General features: G+C 41.1%; 18 protein-coding genes. 10 read left to right on the forward strand and 8 right to left on the reverse strand.

The genetic code is table 11. The features are described 5' to 3' along the window. Nucleotides 1-73 precede the first annotated feature (73 nt). Both HWV58_RS03970 and HWV58_RS03975 read left to right on the forward strand, forming a co-directional pair. Entirely contained in the window at nt 74-1,000 is a 927-nt protein-coding gene (locus tag HWV58_RS03970) for an NAD(P)-dependent oxidoreductase (protein WP_175632856.1), read from the forward strand. A 132-nt stretch (nt 1,001-1,132) separates the two neighbouring features. Beyond that, a complete protein-coding gene (locus tag HWV58_RS03975) occupies nt 1,133-1,609 on the forward strand; it encodes an OsmC family protein (protein ID WP_175632857.1) in 477 nt (158 codons plus the stop codon). A gap of 209 nt (nt 1,610-1,818) precedes the next feature. Here the strand turns inward: HWV58_RS03975 and HWV58_RS03980 are convergent, their stop codons facing one another. Next, entirely contained in the window at nt 1,819-3,699 is a 1,881-nt protein-coding gene (locus HWV58_RS03980; RefSeq protein WP_175632858.1) for a M1 family metallopeptidase, read from the reverse strand. A gap of 340 nt (nt 3,700-4,039) precedes the next feature. Here HWV58_RS03980 and greA point away from each other — a divergent pair, with 340 nt between their 5' ends. After that, the gene (gene greA, locus HWV58_RS03985) at nt 4,040-4,513 is read left to right on the forward strand and encodes a transcription elongation factor GreA (RefSeq protein ID WP_047798983.1); all 474 of its coding nucleotides are present in this window, start codon (nt 4,040-4,042) and stop codon (nt 4,511-4,513) included. Nucleotides 4,514-4,598: 85 nt separating this feature from the next. Beyond that, nucleotides 4,599-4,997 carry an HIT family protein gene (locus HWV58_RS03990; protein WP_175632859.1) on the forward strand — a complete coding sequence of 133 codons (399 nt, stop codon included), beginning with the start codon at nt 4,599-4,601 and terminating at the stop codon, nt 4,995-4,997. A 64-nt stretch (nt 4,998-5,061) separates the two neighbouring features. Here the strand turns inward: HWV58_RS03990 and HWV58_RS03995 are convergent, their stop codons facing one another. Next, nucleotides 5,062-5,931: a hypothetical protein gene (locus HWV58_RS03995; protein ID WP_175632860.1), complete on the reverse strand. Its 870-nt coding sequence runs from the start codon at nt 5,929-5,931 to the stop codon at nt 5,062-5,064. 174 nt (nt 5,932-6,105) lie between these two features. Here HWV58_RS03995 and HWV58_RS04000 point away from each other — a divergent pair, with 174 nt between their 5' ends. Together HWV58_RS04000 and HWV58_RS04005 are read left to right on the forward strand one after the other, a co-directional pair. Continuing rightward, nucleotides 6,106-6,744 (forward strand): RNA polymerase sigma factor, encoded by a 639-nt coding sequence (locus HWV58_RS04000; RefSeq protein WP_235972645.1) that lies wholly within the window; start codon nt 6,106-6,108, stop codon nt 6,742-6,744. Continuing rightward, nucleotides 6,741-7,934 carry a porin family protein gene (locus HWV58_RS04005; protein ID WP_175632861.1) on the forward strand — a complete coding sequence of 398 codons (1,194 nt, stop codon included), beginning with the start codon at nt 6,741-6,743 and terminating at the stop codon, nt 7,932-7,934. Before HWV58_RS04000 ends, HWV58_RS04005 begins: the two co-directional genes overlap by 4 nt. 6 nt (nt 7,935-7,940) lie before the next feature. Here HWV58_RS04005 and HWV58_RS04010 read toward each other — a convergent pair whose 3' ends face one another. The 5 genes from HWV58_RS04010 to HWV58_RS04030 all read right to left on the reverse strand — a co-directional run bounded on the left by HWV58_RS04010 (nt 7,941) and on the right by HWV58_RS04030 (nt 11,954). Further along, complete coding sequence (locus HWV58_RS04010; protein ID WP_175632862.1) at nt 7,941-8,819, reverse strand: pirin family protein; 879 nt, start codon at nt 8,817-8,819, stop codon at nt 7,941-7,943. 335 nt (nt 8,820-9,154) lie between these two features. Beyond that, nucleotides 9,155-10,255, reverse strand: a complete 1,101-nt coding sequence (locus HWV58_RS04015) for an NADH:flavin oxidoreductase (protein ID WP_175632863.1) — start codon at nt 10,253-10,255, stop codon at nt 9,155-9,157. 10 nt (nt 10,256-10,265) lie between these two features. Beyond that, complete coding sequence (locus HWV58_RS04020; RefSeq protein WP_175632864.1) at nt 10,266-10,568, reverse strand: ArsR/SmtB family transcription factor; 303 nt, start codon at nt 10,566-10,568, stop codon at nt 10,266-10,268. Between the two features lie 445 nt (nt 10,569-11,013). After that, nucleotides 11,014-11,472, reverse strand: a complete 459-nt coding sequence (locus HWV58_RS04025; protein WP_175632865.1) for a hypothetical protein — start codon at nt 11,470-11,472, stop codon at nt 11,014-11,016. A gap of 89 nt (nt 11,473-11,561) precedes the next feature. Beyond that, nucleotides 11,562-11,954, reverse strand: a complete 393-nt coding sequence (locus tag HWV58_RS04030; protein WP_175632866.1) for a winged helix-turn-helix transcriptional regulator — start codon at nt 11,952-11,954, stop codon at nt 11,562-11,564. Between the two features lie 98 nt (nt 11,955-12,052). Between HWV58_RS04030 and HWV58_RS04035 the strand changes: the two genes are divergently transcribed. Together HWV58_RS04035 and HWV58_RS04040 are read left to right on the forward strand one after the other, a co-directional pair. Continuing rightward, nucleotides 12,053-12,424 (forward strand): DoxX family protein, encoded by a 372-nt coding sequence (locus HWV58_RS04035; RefSeq protein WP_175632867.1) that lies wholly within the window; start codon nt 12,053-12,055, stop codon nt 12,422-12,424. Nucleotides 12,425-12,568: 144 nt separating this feature from the next. After that, nucleotides 12,569-14,266: an arylsulfatase gene (locus tag HWV58_RS04040; RefSeq protein ID WP_217706946.1), complete on the forward strand. Its 1,698-nt coding sequence runs from the start codon at nt 12,569-12,571 to the stop codon at nt 14,264-14,266. A 48-nt stretch (nt 14,267-14,314) separates the two neighbouring features. On the opposite strand, the gene HWV58_RS04045 is transcribed toward HWV58_RS04040, so the two are convergent. Beyond that, on the reverse strand, nt 14,315-14,527 hold the full coding sequence (locus HWV58_RS04045; protein WP_175632716.1) for a hypothetical protein: 213 nt from the start codon (nt 14,525-14,527) through the stop codon (nt 14,315-14,317). Between the two features lie 119 nt (nt 14,528-14,646). On the opposite strand from HWV58_RS04045, the gene HWV58_RS04050 reads away from it, so the two are divergent. Continuing rightward, the gene (locus HWV58_RS04050; RefSeq protein WP_175632868.1) at nt 14,647-15,519 is read left to right on the forward strand and encodes an oxidoreductase; all 873 of its coding nucleotides are present in this window, start codon (nt 14,647-14,649) and stop codon (nt 15,517-15,519) included. Between the two features lie 104 nt (nt 15,520-15,623). After that, nucleotides 15,624-16,430 carry a helix-turn-helix domain-containing protein gene (locus HWV58_RS04055; protein WP_175632869.1) on the forward strand — a complete coding sequence of 269 codons (807 nt, stop codon included), beginning with the start codon at nt 15,624-15,626 and terminating at the stop codon, nt 16,428-16,430. Nucleotides 16,431-16,488 lie beyond the last annotated feature (58 nt).

Consider the following 16,488-nt stretch of genomic DNA (forward strand, 5'->3'; position numbering starts at 1 on the left):
AATGATGGAATATTACAATTGAACGATCTTCAAAATGTTACTTTTGTTTATCACATTGAGGATACAATAACAGATGAAAAAAATATTAATTGTTGATGATTTGCACCCTGCATTTAAAGAGCAGGCTATTGCTTTGGGATATGAGGTTGATGATGAACCACAGATTACACGTCAACAAACACTGGAGAAAATAAAGGATTATACAGGTATTGCGGTTAGAACGAAATTCAGGATCGATGCCGAAATTTTTGCTGCTGCACCCAATTTGAAATTTGTTGCCAGGGCAGGGGCCGGTTTGGATAATATCGATGATAAAATCGCTTTCGAAAGAAATATCGAACTGATTAATGCGCCTGAAGGCAATTGCGATGCAGTTGGCGAACACGCTACAGGTTTGCTGCTCTCGCTGATGAATAATTTCCGCAGGGCTGATATCGAAATCAGAAACGGTTTGTGGGACCGCGAAGGTAACCGTGGTTACGAACTGAAAGGCAAGAAGGTTGGCATTATTGGTTATGGCTTTATGGGGCAGAGCTTTGCTAAAAAACTTGCCGGTTTTGAGGTCGATGTAATGGCTTACGATAAATATAAAACAGGCTTTAGCGATGCCTTTGCCCGCGAGGTAAGCATGGAAGAAATTGTAAAACACAGTGATGTTTTGAGCTTGCATATCCCGTTAACTGCCGAAACTAAACTGATGGTGGATGATGAATATTTCTTCCACTTTAAAAAGCCGATATTCTTCATTAATACTGCCCGTGGCGAAATTGTAAAAATAGATGCTGTTTTAAATGCCATTAAAGCTGGTAAAATATTAGGCGCTGGACTGGATGTATTGCAAACAGAAAAATTTCCGGCACTGGGCGAACAGCCCTGGTATAATGAGTTAAAGCAGAATGATCAGGTGATTTTAACACCACATGTAGGCGGCTGGACATTCGATTCTTACCGTAAAATATCTGAAGTTCTGGCTGAGAAGTTAAGCGGACTTACTTTTTAAAAGCTGTAAGGTCTGTAACCCAATAACTGGAAGCATTATAAATTAACCATGTAGGAAAAAAACAGATGATATTTTTTGCCTCATTTCAATCATAATGTTTAAATTGAGTTACAAAATCTAACTAAATTTATCATGCCGAAAGATCACTTATATTCAACTACAGTAACCTGGACGGGCAATAAAGGCTCCGGTACAATGGATTATCGCTCATACGATCGCGATTATGTTATTTCAATAAAAGGTAAAGCTGATATTTCAGGTTCGTCAGACTCGGCCTTTTTAGGCGATAAATCTAAATACAATCCCGAAGACTTATTACTGGCTTCTATATCGAGCTGCCACATGTTGTGGTATTTGCACCTTTGCTCAAAGAACGAAATTGTGGTAATCGATTATAAGGATGAAGCGGTAGGTACAATGGAAGAATCAGCAGATGGAAGCGGCAGGTTTAGGGAAGTTACGTTGCACCCACAGGTTCTGATTGCCGATAAGGCACATTACGACCTGGCAGAAGCACTGCATAAAGAAGCCAATAAAATGTGTTTTATAGCCAATTCACTTAATTTTCCGGTGAAACACGAGGCTAGCTGTAAAGCAGAAAACGCTTAGAAGTTTTCAGTTGGCAGTTTACAGTTCGCTTTATGTTGAATAATCGTCCTCATTTGTAACGAGGATGGGATGAGGATTTTATCGCCTTTTATCAGACATAACACGCATTAAAAATACGAATCTCGACAATCCCCGTTACAAACGGGGATTATTTTTTGATAAGTTTTTCAGTTGGCAGTTATCAATAACCGCCAACTGAAAACTGTTAACTATTTCGCTGACCAGGTATTATCAGCTGGAGTAGCATCTACATAAATGCCATTATCCAATGTAATCGATTTTATCTTTTTGCTTGCATTAACCGTTACTGTAACTTCTTTCTGGTTGGCTTTCCAAACGGCAGGCGTTTTATGAATGGTATCTGTTTTGCCATCGGTGTACGTAACTACAACATCAAATGGAATGGCAAAACCACCTACATTTTTAACTGTTACCGTTGCTTTGCCGGCAGCCGGGCTAACTTTGGTAATTGCTAAATCAAGGTAGTTATTGGTGAAGAACCAGTTTTGGAAAAACCAGTTTAAGTTTTGCCTCGAGCCTGCATTCATCGAGTTGAAATAATCCCATGGAATAGGATGCTTGCCATTCCAGTTGCTCATATAAGTGTGCAACGCTTTTTTAAACAACTCATCGCCCAGCATATCTTTTAGCGCCAGATAAGATAAAGAGGCTTTACCGTAAGAGTTATTGCCATAACCTGCACCCGAAACCTGGTCAGACATCGAAATTACCGGCTGATCTTCTTCGGTTGATTTATCGTTAATGTATTTATCTACCCTGAAATTTTTGTAAAACTTATCGGCAGCTTCTTTGCCATGTTCTGCAATGCCAATCAGGTATTCGAAAGTGGTCGCCCAGCCCTCGTCCATATAGGCGTAACGGGTTTCGTTAATGCCCATGTAAAACGGAAAGTAGGTGTGTGCCACTTCATGATCTTGTACCAGTTGCGCAAAAACCGGATCGCCAAATTGAGAATCATTAACCATCATCGGGTATTCCATATCGGCAAAGCCTTGAAAAGCAATGGTTTTTACATAAGGATAAGGAATGCCCGGCCAGTTATTCGAAAACCAATCTAAAGCATTGAGGTTGTATTTAACTGAATTTACAAAATCGGTACCGGTAGTTGGGTTATACGCGGCTTGTGCACTTGCCCTGCGGTTGGTCTTTTTATCTACAATTACACTGGCGCCATCCCATACGTAATGGTTGCTTAGGGCAAAAGTAACATCGGTAATGTGTTTTACGGCAAATTTCCAGGTATTCCAATCCTTTTGTACGGTAACCTTACCGTCTTTCATTTCCTGTTCGTTTGCAATGTGGATCACTTCATCGCCATTGTACGATTTTTTTAAACGTGCCGAAATTTCAGGTTGTAGTACCTCATCAGGGTTTAAGAAATCGCCGGTGGCATAAACCACATAGTTTTTAGGAGCTTTGATCGAGAATTCGTAATCGTTAAAATCGTTGTAAAACTCGGCCCTGTCGGTATGCGGAATACGGTCCCAGCCGTTATAATCGTCGAAAACCGAAATGCGGGGATAACTATAGGCTACAAAAAAAGAATTGGGATCGATCTGACCTTCTCTGCCGCTTTCTTTCGAGAGTGGATAATCCCAGTTTATCTTAACCGTAATTTTCGATTTGGGAAGCAAAGGCTTGTTTAGTTTTACATTGCCAACCGTTCCCCAATCTTTACTATTCACTTTATAGGTTTCGCCATCAACCGAAAAAGCTGTAATATTTAAGCCCGAGCTTAAAAAATCAGGGCTTACTGCACCGCCTCTTGGCGAAGTTGGTTTATGCAGGTTATTAACAAAGCGGATAGCCAGGTTTCTTAAAGTATCAGTACTGTTGTTGCTGTACAAAATCTCTTCCTCGCCCCTAACCACTTTCGTTTCGGCATCTACCTTAATATCCATATTGTACTTGCCATGGTTTTGCCAGTAATTAGGTCCGGGTTTACCGCTGGCTGAGCGCGTACCTTTTGCATAGGCCGCTTTAATATTCCGTGGCATATAAAGCTCTTGTGCAGACGCTGCATAGCCGCCCAGGCCTATAAGCAGGGCTATAGAAAATAACTTTTTCATTTTTTACGAATAATTTTAAGCTAAAAATAAGACTAATGATTGAATTTTGAAGGAGTGTAGGATTGAATTTCGAATGAATGTTACGATTTGGCGAACTTCGCATATTAACAAAATGATTGAATTTGTTGAGTTTTGAATGATTGATATAAGGGGTTAATCTTAAAATAGAAGAATTTCATATTCTCGCTCAAACCTGGGTAAACTGAAAAATCATGGTAATTTATTTGCTTTTGTAATTTCCACATTTTATCTTCGTTATAATTGAAGCAAGACTATGTAGCAAACCAACTATGTAGTCTTGTTTGTTTTTTATAGCGTTTGAATAAAAATTAATAGAGCAATGACAGAGGTAACATATTATACCCAAGAGGGGTTGGATAAATTGAAAGAAGAAGTACATTATCTAACTACAACCGGTCGTCAGCTTATATCTAAAGCAATTGCAGAAGCAAGGGATAAAGGTGATTTATCGGAGAATGCAGAGTACGATGCGGCCAAAGAGGCGCAGGGATTGCATGAAGCAAAAATATCGAAATTAAAGAATACGCTGGCAAATGCACGCTTAATTGATGAGTCGAAACTGGATTTATCAAAAGTACTTGCATTGTCTATCGTTAAAATAAAAAATGTTAAAAACGGTGCAACCATGACTTATCAGTTGGTGGCCGAAAGCGAGGCAGATTTAAAAACTGGAAAAATTTCTGTTAAATCGCCTATTGCACAGGGTTTATTAGGTAAATCGGTTGGCGAATTTGCCGAAATTGAAGTACCTGCAGGTAAAATGCAGTTCGAAGTTCTAGAAATTTCGAGATAAGGTATAAGGCGGAGGGTATAAGGCTTAAGGGCTTTTCTCCGCTATAAAAACCCTAAACCTTTACACCTTAAACCCTTTACCTCAAATGACCATATTTTCAAAAATTGTTGCAGGCGAAATCAGCGCACATGTTGTGGCCGAAACTGCAGAGTATTTAGCCTTTTTAGATGTTTCGCCATTAACCGCAGGCCATGTACTGGTTATCCCGAAAATTGAAGTAGATTATATTTTCGATATGGAAGAAGACCACTATGTGGGGCTTTGGATGTTTGCTAAAATTGTAGCTAAAGGTGTAAAAACTGCCTTCCCATGCAAAAAGGTTGGTGTTTCGGTAATTGGATTAGAAGTGCCACACGCTCATATTCACTTAATTCCGATGAACAATGTTAGCGACATGAACTTTAGCAAAGAAAAACTGAAACCAACAACAGAAGAACTTGCCGAAGCTGCTGCAAAAATTAAACAAGCTTTGTTACAAGCATAAAAATAAAAAAGGTCGGCTGCGACAACGCCAGCCGACCATTCTACCCGTCTAACCCCCAAATATTTTAAGGTGCCGGAGCAACTGCAGTTGTAGTGTATACATATGGCCAAACAGAGCCGGGAGCAGCCGTACCAGGTACCGTAATGCCTTTATTGTCGCCTCTTTTTGCATCAGATGCAAAATAATACAATGGCCAGCCTTTATAGGTAAGTTGTTTTTTGCCGATTGCAGCCACTGTAATTACACCAAGATCGGTTTTTGCAATAACAGAAGGTGCAATAAGCACTTCAGATTGATAAACAGGCCATATTCCTTCCTGCGTAGTACCCTTGGTATAATTGTTAACGCCGTTTTTATCAGGAGCAAAGGCATAAAGTGTTCTGCCAAATGCATCTGTAAAATATTTAGTGTTACCTGTTCCTTCTACATAAGCACTGGTGTAGCTTTTAGTATTTGCGCCAATCAGTTGTGCATTGGCTATCATTAACGAATAGTCGGGCTTGGCTACAAACCAGATTCCGCCAACACCATCACCTTTTATTTCTCCTGCAGCTGCATCGCTGGCGTAGTAATACAACGGATATCCGCGGTAAGTGCTTTGCTTGCGGCCATCAGCACGGGTAACTTCGCCAACGTCGGCCTTATTTAAGTTTAGGTCGGTGCTTGCATCAGCCGAGTAGTACAAGGGCCATATTGCTTCGCAACCACCACTGCAGGTTGGGGTGCCCGCTACATCAGAAGCAAAGAAGTAGAGTGTTTTGCCGTCTTTATCCGTTAGTACCGTTCCGAATGTGGTACTGCTTGCCAGCTGAATACCTTTTTTCTGTGGAACAGGTTCGGGTTTCGGTTCTTCGGCGCTGTTCTTTTTGCAGGCCGTAAATACCAGGGCCATACAGGCCAGGGCCAAAAGGTTTCTTTTTAAGTAGATTAGCATAAGATTTCGTTTTTAGTTTTAACTTTAATAAAATAATATGCTGCTATTACGCCGTGCCTTTGTAAATAGTTGCTTCCAACAAGAAGATTTTTTGCTAAAACAGAAGAAATAAGAATAATTTCAAAAAAAAATATTTTTCAGGCAACCTTTTGTAAACTTATACCGTAATGTGTTTTGAAAGGAGAACATGTGACCGCTAGTAGCGATACCGAACATACTATACAAAAGCATATTCAGGGCTGTATTAGAAATGATAGAGATAGTCAGAAAGCACTATACAAACATTTCTATAGCTTTGCTATGGGCATTTGTTTGCGATACACAAACGACCGGCTGGATGCTGCAGGGATACTGAACGATGGCTTTTTTAAAGCATTTAAAAATATTTCAAAATACGAAACGTCGAAAGCGTTTATGCCTTGGCTTGGGCGGATTATAACTAATACCGCTATAGATTTTTACCGTGCCAATTTAAAATTTGCCGATCATGTAGATATTCAGGAACACGAAAATATTGTGCAGGTAAGCTCTGTGTACGATAAACTGGCTTACCACGATTTGCTGGCTTTGGTGCAGAATTTAAGTCCGGCTTACCGTACCGTTTTTAATCTTTTTGCTATAGATGGGTACAGCCACGAAGAAATTGCCGAAATGTTAAATATATCGGTAGGAACATCGAAGTCGAACCTGTTTAAGGCGCGGCAAAAATTACAGGAAATGTTAAAAGTTACTGAAACGAAAACTTACCAGGTAAGAAATTCGGAAGTAGATAGAAACCTTTTACAGGTTAGGTTAAATACAAATATGCAATGAAAGAGGGAAAAGACATAGATAAATTATTTAAAGATGGATTGGAAAACCCCGATCTGCCTTTTAATGATTTAGATTGGGATGATCTGGAGGAAAGATTGCATCCAAAACCAAAGCGGAGAATTGTGCCTGTGGTTTGGCTTGCTGCTGCGGCAGGAATTGCAGCCATGTTATTGATTGTATTTTTGCTGGTGAAACCATCAGGCAATCCAGTTGATACGGATAAAGTGGTAAAAAATGAAAAAGGGAATACAAAGAACGTAAAACCAGAAAATCCAGAAAATAATGCAGGTAAGGTTACCGAAACACCTTTAAAACAAAACGAGCCAAATGCCAATAAAGATGCAGGTCTGTTAACTTCGAATGAGCCTCATGATGGTATAGCGCAAAAACCGGTACAAAAAAATATATTGGTTGAGGGCAACACGTCAAAACAGAATTCGATTGAAGCAAATAATGTAAATCTGCTGGCTAATGTTGAATACAAACCAAAGCTAAGTGCTGAAGCTGATCCGGTAACTTTTAAAGATCAAAATCTGATTGCCAGTGTAGCAACCGGGAAACCTGAGCGGATGAAAGAGCTTGTTTTGAAGAAAAAATCAAGATTGGTGCTGAGTATTTTAGCGGCACCCGATTTAACCAGTGTGCAGAAATCGGGTATGAGCAGTTTAAGTGGCGGTTTTGGGGTAGAGGCTACTTATGTTTTAAGTAAAAAGCTCAGTATAACCACAGGGGCTACCTATGCCAAGAAAATTTACGATTCGGACTTTAGCTTGTATAAACCCAATACCAATTATGTTTTTAAGGTAACACCATCAAATATCCATGCCAATTGTGATGTAATTGATATTCCGTTAAATGTAAATTATAAGGTTTTTGGCAACAACCGCAATGCCATATCGGTAAGCACAGGACTTTCTAGTTACCTCATGTTAAAAGAGAAATACAGTTATAGCTACGATGGTGCTTATCAGGGGCCGCAACAATATGAAGTGAGGGGCAGTAATCAGCATTATTTAGGAATTGCCAACATTGGTGTAGAGTTTCAACACAAAATCAACAACAATTTAAGCATCAGTGCCAAACCGTTCATGAAAATCCCATTAACCGATATTGGTTACGGCAATTCTAGGTTATCGTCAACTGGCGTAGCCGTTTCGGTAAATATGAATCTATTCAGAAAAGGAAATTAGCACTTGCTATTGTTTTTGCTGCGGTAAGGGTACAAAACCAGTTTCTCCAGGTACAGGTTTAAAACTTTGCTCCAGCCATTTTTGCTTTGCCTTTTCAATCAGTTCCTTATCCGATGCCACGAAATTCCAGTAAATAAAACGTTCTTCGGGGAAGGGCTCGCCACCAAAAATGTAAACCGTTGTGTTCTCGTGCATGGTAAACGCGCAAAGTTTGGCATCGTTGGCAATTAGAATCTGTCTCGGCTCAAAAATATGGCCGTCGCTTTCTATGGCACCTTCCAAAATGTAAAGGGCACTTTCGCCAAAAAGGTAATCACCAATGTTTACTTGTGTACGCGTGGTACTTTTCAACTCTAAGAAATACAGCGGACTGTAAACCGGAACAGGCGATTTACGGCCAAAAGCCTCTCCTGCAATTAATTTAACCGAAACACCATCTTGTTCCCAGGCTGGGATATCGTTCTCTTCCACGTGGAAAAACTCCGGATCCATCTGTTCCAGATCCTTTGGCAATGCCACCCAAATTTGTAAGCCATGCAACATTTTATCGGTATGGCGTAAATATTCCGGTGTCCGTTCTGAGTGTACAATGCCACTTCCCGAAGTCATCCAGTTTACCTGACCAGGTTTAATTACCACATCAGAACCCAGACTATCTTTATGGGTAATTTCGCCTTCGAACAGAAATGTGAGAGTAGAAAGGCCGATATGTGGGTGCGGAGGAACATCCAGATTTTCATGATCGCTCATTGCCGCAGGGCCCATGTGGTCGATAAAAGAGAAGGGTCCAACCATTCTTTTCTCTCTGAAAGGCAATAACCTGCCAACCATAAAATTGCCAATATTGGCCGGGCGTTCTTCGATAATGAGTTTAATGTTCGACATGATATGCTGGTTTTTGAAGAGGTGAATTTACGGAAAAATATCGTCAATGGAGTCAAAGCCTCTCCGAGGTCGTCATTTCGAGCGGAGTGCAACGAAGTCGAGAACCATGCAGTGCTCAGCGAAGCTAAATCTGTCTTTATAGATTTCTCCGTTCCGCCACCGGTGAAAAACCGGCCGGCTCCAGTCGAAATGACGATTTTTCTATTGGCTCTGGCAATGGTAGGGGCAATTCAGATTTCATCAATAAGAGATAACAGCCGACACCGCAGCCTTTAAACAAAAAAAACACCCCTTTCGAGGTGCTTTTTAAACTTAAAAAGAAAAAATAAAGATTGTTATACCAATTGCATCAAGGCATCTTTGTTAAAGCCTTTCAGTTCTTCGGTGCGATTGTTTTTAATTTTTTCAACCCAATTTGGGTCGGCTAAAAGCGGACGGCCAACGGCTACCAGGTCAAAATCGCCACGGTCCATTCTGCGTACCAATTCATCTAAAGAGCTCGGTTGTGAGCTTTGGCCTGCAAACGCGCCAAAGAAATCGCCGTCTAAACCAACCGAACCAACTGAAATCGTTGCTTTACCGGTTAATTTTTTAGCCCAGCCCGCAAAGTTAAGGTCAGAACCTTCAAATTCTGGCTCCCAGAAACGGCGTTGTGAACAGTGAAAAATATCGATGCCGGCATCAGCCAATGGCGTTAACCATTGCTCCATTTCCTGTTCGTTTTTGGCCAGTTTAAAATCGTAGGCAGCAGGTTTAAATTGCGATAAACGAATAATTACAGCAAAATCTTCACCTACTCTTTTGCGCACCTCTTTAATTACCTCTACACCAAAACGGGTACGTTCTGCTAGGGTTTTACCGCCATAAATGTCGGTACGGTTGTTAGTGGCATCCCAAAAAAACTGGTCGATTAAATATTGGTGCGCACCATGTATTTCAACGGTATCAAAACCAAGGGCTTTCGCATCAGCAGCAGCTTGTCCGAAAGCAGCAATGGTATCGGCAATGGCAGCGTCTGTCATTGGAACTCCGTTTTCAAATCCCGGACTGTTAAATGATGAAGGGCCTTCAAATGGAGTACTTGGCACCCAACCCGAAGCATGATTTGCATGAATACCCTGGTGCCATATTTGTGGCCCCATTTGCCCGCCGGCACTGTGTACGCCTTTAATTACATTTTCCCAGCCTGCAAGTGCTTCGGTTCCATAAAAATGTGGAATATTCGGGTCTGCAGACGAAGATGGCCTGTTAATTACCGTTCCTTCTGATAGGATTAAACCTACCTCGCCAGCCGCTCTTTTGGTATAATAGCTGGCTACATCAGGTGTTGGTACTCCGTTCGGAGAAAATGAACGGGTCATAGGAGCCATTACGATCCTGTTTTTAGTATTTAATGTTTTAAGGCTAAATGGCCTGAATAAACTATCTGTGTTCATGTATTGTAGATTATAATTCTGAATTGATGATTTGACTTAACTTCTCGATGCCTTCTTTATTGCGTTTGTAATATGTCCATTGCCCAACGCGGGTGGCACATACCAAATCGGCACGTTGTAAAATAGATAGGTATTCGGAAATGGTACTTTGAGATAAGCCTGCCTTATATTGAATTTGCCCTACACAAACGCCAACGTTATCGAAATCAGCGTTAGGCTGTTCGGGGAAATTTTTCTCGGGCTCTTTTAGCCAGTTTAAAATTTGTAAACGGGTTTTATTAGAAAGTGCTTTAAATATCTCTACCTGATCCATGATGCAAATGTATATCGACTTTTCCCGATATGCCAATTAAAAGAATGAAATTTACAATTGTATGTTTGATTCAGGGTTTTTAACCGCAAAGGGCGCAAAGCTGTTACGCCGTCATTCTGGCGCTGGCCAGAATCTCTTTTTTTTAACCACTGAAAATACTAAAAACAGACTTTGTGTTCCTGGTGCATTTGTAGTAAAAAATAAACCACTAAGCCACGAAGGGCACAAAGAAATATTAAACCCTTTCCGTGGGCTCCGTGCATCCGTGGCAAAAAATAAACCACTAAGACATGAGGGACACCTGACCTCCGACTACACCAGTCGAAATTGCGGTAAAAAAAGAACGGGGATAAATCATACCGACCTATCCCCGTCATCTAAATTAACGCTCTCATATATATAAACAACCAAAAAGGCGATTTATTATATAACGCTTAAAATATTTTTATTTTTTTGCTGCTGGCTTTTTTGCTGCGGCTTTTGGTTTCTTTGTTTCTTCCTCGATTTCTTTTGCGGGAGCAGCTTTTTTCGCGGCTGGTGCTTTGGCTTTTTTAGGTGCTGCTTTTTCTGTTTCTGTAGCAGTTTCTTTCTTTTTAGCTGGGGCTTTAGCTTTTTTAACCTCAGCAACCGGCTCGGCAACAACTTCTTCCTTTACTTCAGCTGCCGCTGTGTTTTGTAAATAAATTGCCAGTAATTGTTTTAGATAAACATCTGGTTTAGGCATGTTAATTACGGTACCCGGCTCTTTATCCTGTGCTTGTTTGGTATAGGCCGATCTAATTTTGCCCCAATCTTTTGAATAAAGTTTGATGAACATCTCTAAAAACTGTTCTTCTGTATATTTTTTAGGCAACCTCCCCAGCACCGCCTGAATTTTTTCTTCTTTTCTATGTAATATCGCCATCGATTTTATTTTCTGCAAAGATAGCCGAATTTTATCATATTCAGGTTTTTGCTTTTTTAGACCCAAAATAGAATATCTGAATGATGAAGCTAGGCGCTTTTCTCCTCCACGCTTGTTTCTTTCCTTCGGTTTTTTACCAAACGTTCGCGATGCTGCATTCCCCATTCCCTCAGCTCATTAATTACACTGTCGAGGGTTCCGCTGTACTCGGTTAACTCGTAGGTTACCGTTACAGGTGTAGTGTGGAACACTTTCCTGATCACAAACTCATTCAATTCGAGTTCTTTTAATTCCTTGGAAAGGATTTTTGGAGTAATTTCTCCCAGCGATTTCTGAATTTCGTTAAAACGCAGCGGCCGGTCCTGTAAACTCAAAATCAAAGGGAGTTTCCATTTACCGTTCAACACATACAGTGCATCCTTAATGGCATTCATGCTGGCGGTGCAGGCAGATTTATCGTGGTGTTTATCTTTTGGTCCCATGAGGCAAAGTTACGTGCTTTCCTAAACGATACCACTATCCTTTGGGAAAGTAGTATCTTTTGGATAGTAAAAGTACCTAAGTTTGCCTCAAAAAAATTATGAATACAAAAGCAATTCAGATTACGTATTGGATATCAACAGCATTGGTTTCGTTGATGATGGTTTTTTCGGCCTATTCCTATTTTGCCAACCCGGAGGTTAAACAGGGTTTTCAGCATGTGGGTTTTCCCGATTATTTTAGGGTAGAATTGGGGATTGCCAAATTATTGGGTGCAATTGTTTTGCTGGTACCCATTAAAGGTTTGATCAAAGAGTGGGCTTATGCCGGTTTTACAATTGTATTCGTTTCGGCAAGTATTGCACACCTGGCCTCGGGCGATACCATTGGACATGCCAGTGCGCCCCTGATATTTCTGGCAGTTTTGACCTTATCGTACTTTGCTTACCATCAAAGTAAAAAAGCGGGTTAGTTGCATTTATGGAGCTTAAGCAGTTTCATTTGTACTTTACAGTGAAACGGCTTAAGTCCATTTATTAAAACGATTTAGATTGCATTGCAACAAATTAATGATGAAATATAAACTCTCGGGTTTTTATTTTATTTTGGGTTTGATATGAAAATCTATACCAAATATTCGGCCCTCGCTTTATTTGCCTCGATGGCTTTTTTTAACGCATTTAAGGATGGCGGTAAACCTCAAAAGAAGCCAGCTAAAGCTGACGAACGGCCTAACATCATTATAATTCTGGCCGATGATTTAGGATTCTCGGATATTGGCTGTTATGGTGGCGAAATTAAAACACCTAATATCGATTATCTGGCTGCTCAGGGCGTTCGTTTTAGAAATTTCTATAATACTTCGCGTTGTTGTCCTACACGGGCTGCCTTATTAACCGGGCTTTACAACCACAATGCAGGTATAGGCGAAATGACCCAGGACCGCAATATTGAAGGCTATCGCGGTGCCATAACCAAAAATGCCGTTACCCTGGCCGAGGTATTAAAAGATGCAGGTTACCGCACGGCTATGTCGGGCAAATGGCACGTTTCCAACACCGTTGAGCAACCCACGCCGCAAGCACAACAAGATTGGTTGAACCATAAAACAAGTTTTCCGCTGTTTTCGCCAATTGATCAATATCCCACCAACCGGGGTTTCGAAAAGTTTTTTGGTACACTTTGGGGGGTAGTCGATTTTTTTGACCCTTTTAGCCTGGTAAGTGGTACCACGCCGATAACAGAAGTACCAAAAGATTATTACCATACCGATGCCATTAACGATACCGCATCGACCTACATCCGCGAATTTAGTAAAGGAGATAAGCCGTTTTTCCTGTATGTAGCAGAAAATGCACCGCATTGGCCCTTACAGGCAAAACCCGAAGATATTGCCAAATATAAAGATACCTATAAAGCAGGTTGGGATGCAATCCGCGAAGCCCGTTATAAAAGAATGGTAACCATGGGACTAATTGATCCTAAAACGGCTCCGCTTTCCCCAAGAAAGGGGAGCGATAACTGGGAAAATAATCCCACAAAACAATTCGACGAAATGGCCATGGCCGTCCATGCAGCTATGATCGACCGCATGGATCAGGGGATTGGAAGGATTATTAAAGCCTTAAAGGAAACCAACCAGCTAGACAATACGCTGATTGTATTCTTAAGTGATAATGGGGCAAGTCCGGAAGATGCCATGCGTTATGGCCCCGGTTTCGATCGCCCCAGCCAAACCCGTACCGGCGAAAAAATTGCTTATCCCATTTATAAAAAAGTAATGCCGGGTCCGCAAATCAGTTATACCTCCATCGGGCCTATTTGGGCTAATGTGGCCAATACACCTTATCAGCTGGCGAAGGCACAATCTTACGAAGGCGGTGTACATACCCCGATGATTGCTTTCTGGCCAAAAGGCATTACGGCAAAGAAAGGTAGTTACAGTGATCAGGTTGGTCATGTAATGGATTTTATGCGCACTTTTGCAGAGCTTGGAAAGGCAAAATACCCAGTCAATTATAAAGGGAATATCATCAAACCTATGCAAGGCGAAAGTTTGATGCCGGCATTAAAAGGAAAGCAGGCGGTGGGGCACGATATGTTGTTTAATGAGCACTTTAACGCGCGTTATGTGCGCGCTGGCGATTGGAAACTGGTTAATCTTGCGGGCGATTCGACCTGGCGTTTATACAACATTAAAAATGATAAAACCGAATTAAAAGATCTGGCAGCGCAAAACCCCGGCCGCGTAAAAGCATTAAATGCCAAATGGCAGGCCTGGGCAAAAGCAAATCACGTGTTGCCAAAAAAATAGCTTTAAGCATTAATTGTAATGATTGCCAGGCTGGAAAGATTTACGGGGTTAATCTTTCCAGCCTTTTTGCATTTTCTTATAGGCTTTTTTACTGATTTTAGATTTCTTCTTTGATCTCGATTTCCCTTTCTTTTTCCGCGCATTAATGTTGTTTACCAGCGAATTTTTAACGCCGAGTTTGTTTTTCTTGCCCTTCTTTTTTCCCTTTTTCTTTGCTTTTACCATCACGTATTTCAATTGCTGTGCTTGTTTAACATCCAATCAGGGAGAAAAGTTCCGATAAAATGCATTGAGCTTTTTAACAAAGCAAGTTGAGCTGTACAGCAAAACGCTGCGGTTATAATCGCTATACCTTTGAGTTAAATAAAAACAGAAAGAATATGAAAATTTGGTTTATAACAGGTAGCGCCCGCGGTTTGGGCCGTAACCTAACAGAAACAGTTTTGGCCCATGGAGATAAAGTTGCTGCAACTGCGCGAAATACAGATGCTTTACAAGATCTGGCAGCTCAATATCCGGATCAGCTTTTTCCGATCCAGCTGGATGTAACAGATTATGATCAGGTGCATTTGGCAGTAGAATCGGCGGTGGCACATTTTGGCCGGATCGATGTACTGGTAAACAATGCTGGGTTCGGGATTGTAGGGGCCGCCGAAGCATTTACAGATGAGCAGGTGAGGAGCCAGTTGGAAACCAATCTGTACGCGCCTATTGAAATTACCAGGGCTGTTTTACCTTTTATGCGCAAGCAACGTTCCGGACGGATTTTACAAATCAGCTCGATAGGTGGTCGTGTGGGTAATGCCGGTATCGGTATTTATCAGGCTGCAAAATTTGGATTGAGTGGCTTTAGCGAAGTGTTGGCAAAAGAAGTGGTCGATTTCGGGATTTATGTAACCAGTGTAGAACCCGGAGGTTTCAGAACAGATTGGGCAGGCGATTCGATGACCTATGCGCCGCATATTGAAGGTTATGAAAAAGTAGAACAACGTGCCGAATATTTTAAAAACGGCGGGTTTGTACCCATGGGCGATCCGGCCAAGGCAGCCAAAGTAATGCTCGATTTGGTAGATAGTACTGAACCACCTGTGCATTTGGTTTTAGGCAGCGAAGCCATTGGTATGTTAAAAAATGCAGATGAAGCACGTACCGCCGAAATGGAGAAATGGATGGCTGTGAGTGTTTCAACAGATCATGATGAAGCCGATAATTTCCTAACTTCAGATTTGGGCAAAACCTTTTTGAAAAAGTAAATGCAGCTGTATTGAACATGGCTATGGTGCAATAGCTGTGTTCTTGCTGCTTTATAATAGCTGCTAAGCTGCAATTGCTTTTTTTATTTTATAAATTTGATTACATGCAAGAAAATAAAAAGCCCAATATTCTTTATTCCTGTTATTCGCAAAAAAACAGCGAAGGCGAGCAGTTTATTGCCCAGCATAACTTTGGTTACATGATTTCGGGTAGTTCGGAGCATTTTATTGGTGGCGAACAATTTGTTTTCAAACCGGGTGATTTCCGTTTTTTTAAAAGAAACCAGCTTACCCGGTGGACTAAATTTCCACCGCCGGGTGGAGAATACCGGTCTATTTCGATTTCGATAGATCAGGATACCCTGCATAGCATTAGCGAAGAGTATAACCTTAAAGCTACCGGTCCTGATAACGGGCGGGGAGCGATGCTTTTGGAGCCAAATAACCTGCTGAAGAACTATATCGATTCTTTAGGGCCATACCTGGATGGCAATAATGAATTTAATAAAGGTTTAACCAATTTGAAGGTTAAGGAAGCAGTAATGGTTCTGCTCGAAACCAATCCGGGCTTAAAAAATGTGCTGTTCGATTTTTCTGAACCCGGGAAACTTGACCTGGAGGCTTACATGAACGAACACTATAAATTTAACGTAGATATTAACCGGTTTGCTTATTTAACCGGCAGGAGTCTGGCTGCTTTCAAGCGCGATTTCCAGAAAATTTTTAATACCTCGCCAAACCGCTGGCTACAGCAAAAGCGCCTGGCCGATGCCCATTACCTGATCAGGGAAAAAGGTTGGAAGTCATCAGATGTATACCTGGAAGTTGGCTTTAAAGATTTGTCGCATTTTTCTTTTGCTTTTAAAAAGGCTTATGGTGTTGCACCATCGAGGATTGGAGCAATAGCTTGAAAATGATGACCTGATTTCAGATTTATGCTTTTTTACAGATTAGCAATAAAAAAAGCAT

The sequence above is a fragment of the Pedobacter ghigonis genome, from assembly GCF_903166585.1.
In the GTDB taxonomy this organism is placed as follows: Bacteria; Bacteroidota; Bacteroidia; order Sphingobacteriales; family Sphingobacteriaceae; genus Pedobacter; species Pedobacter ghigonis.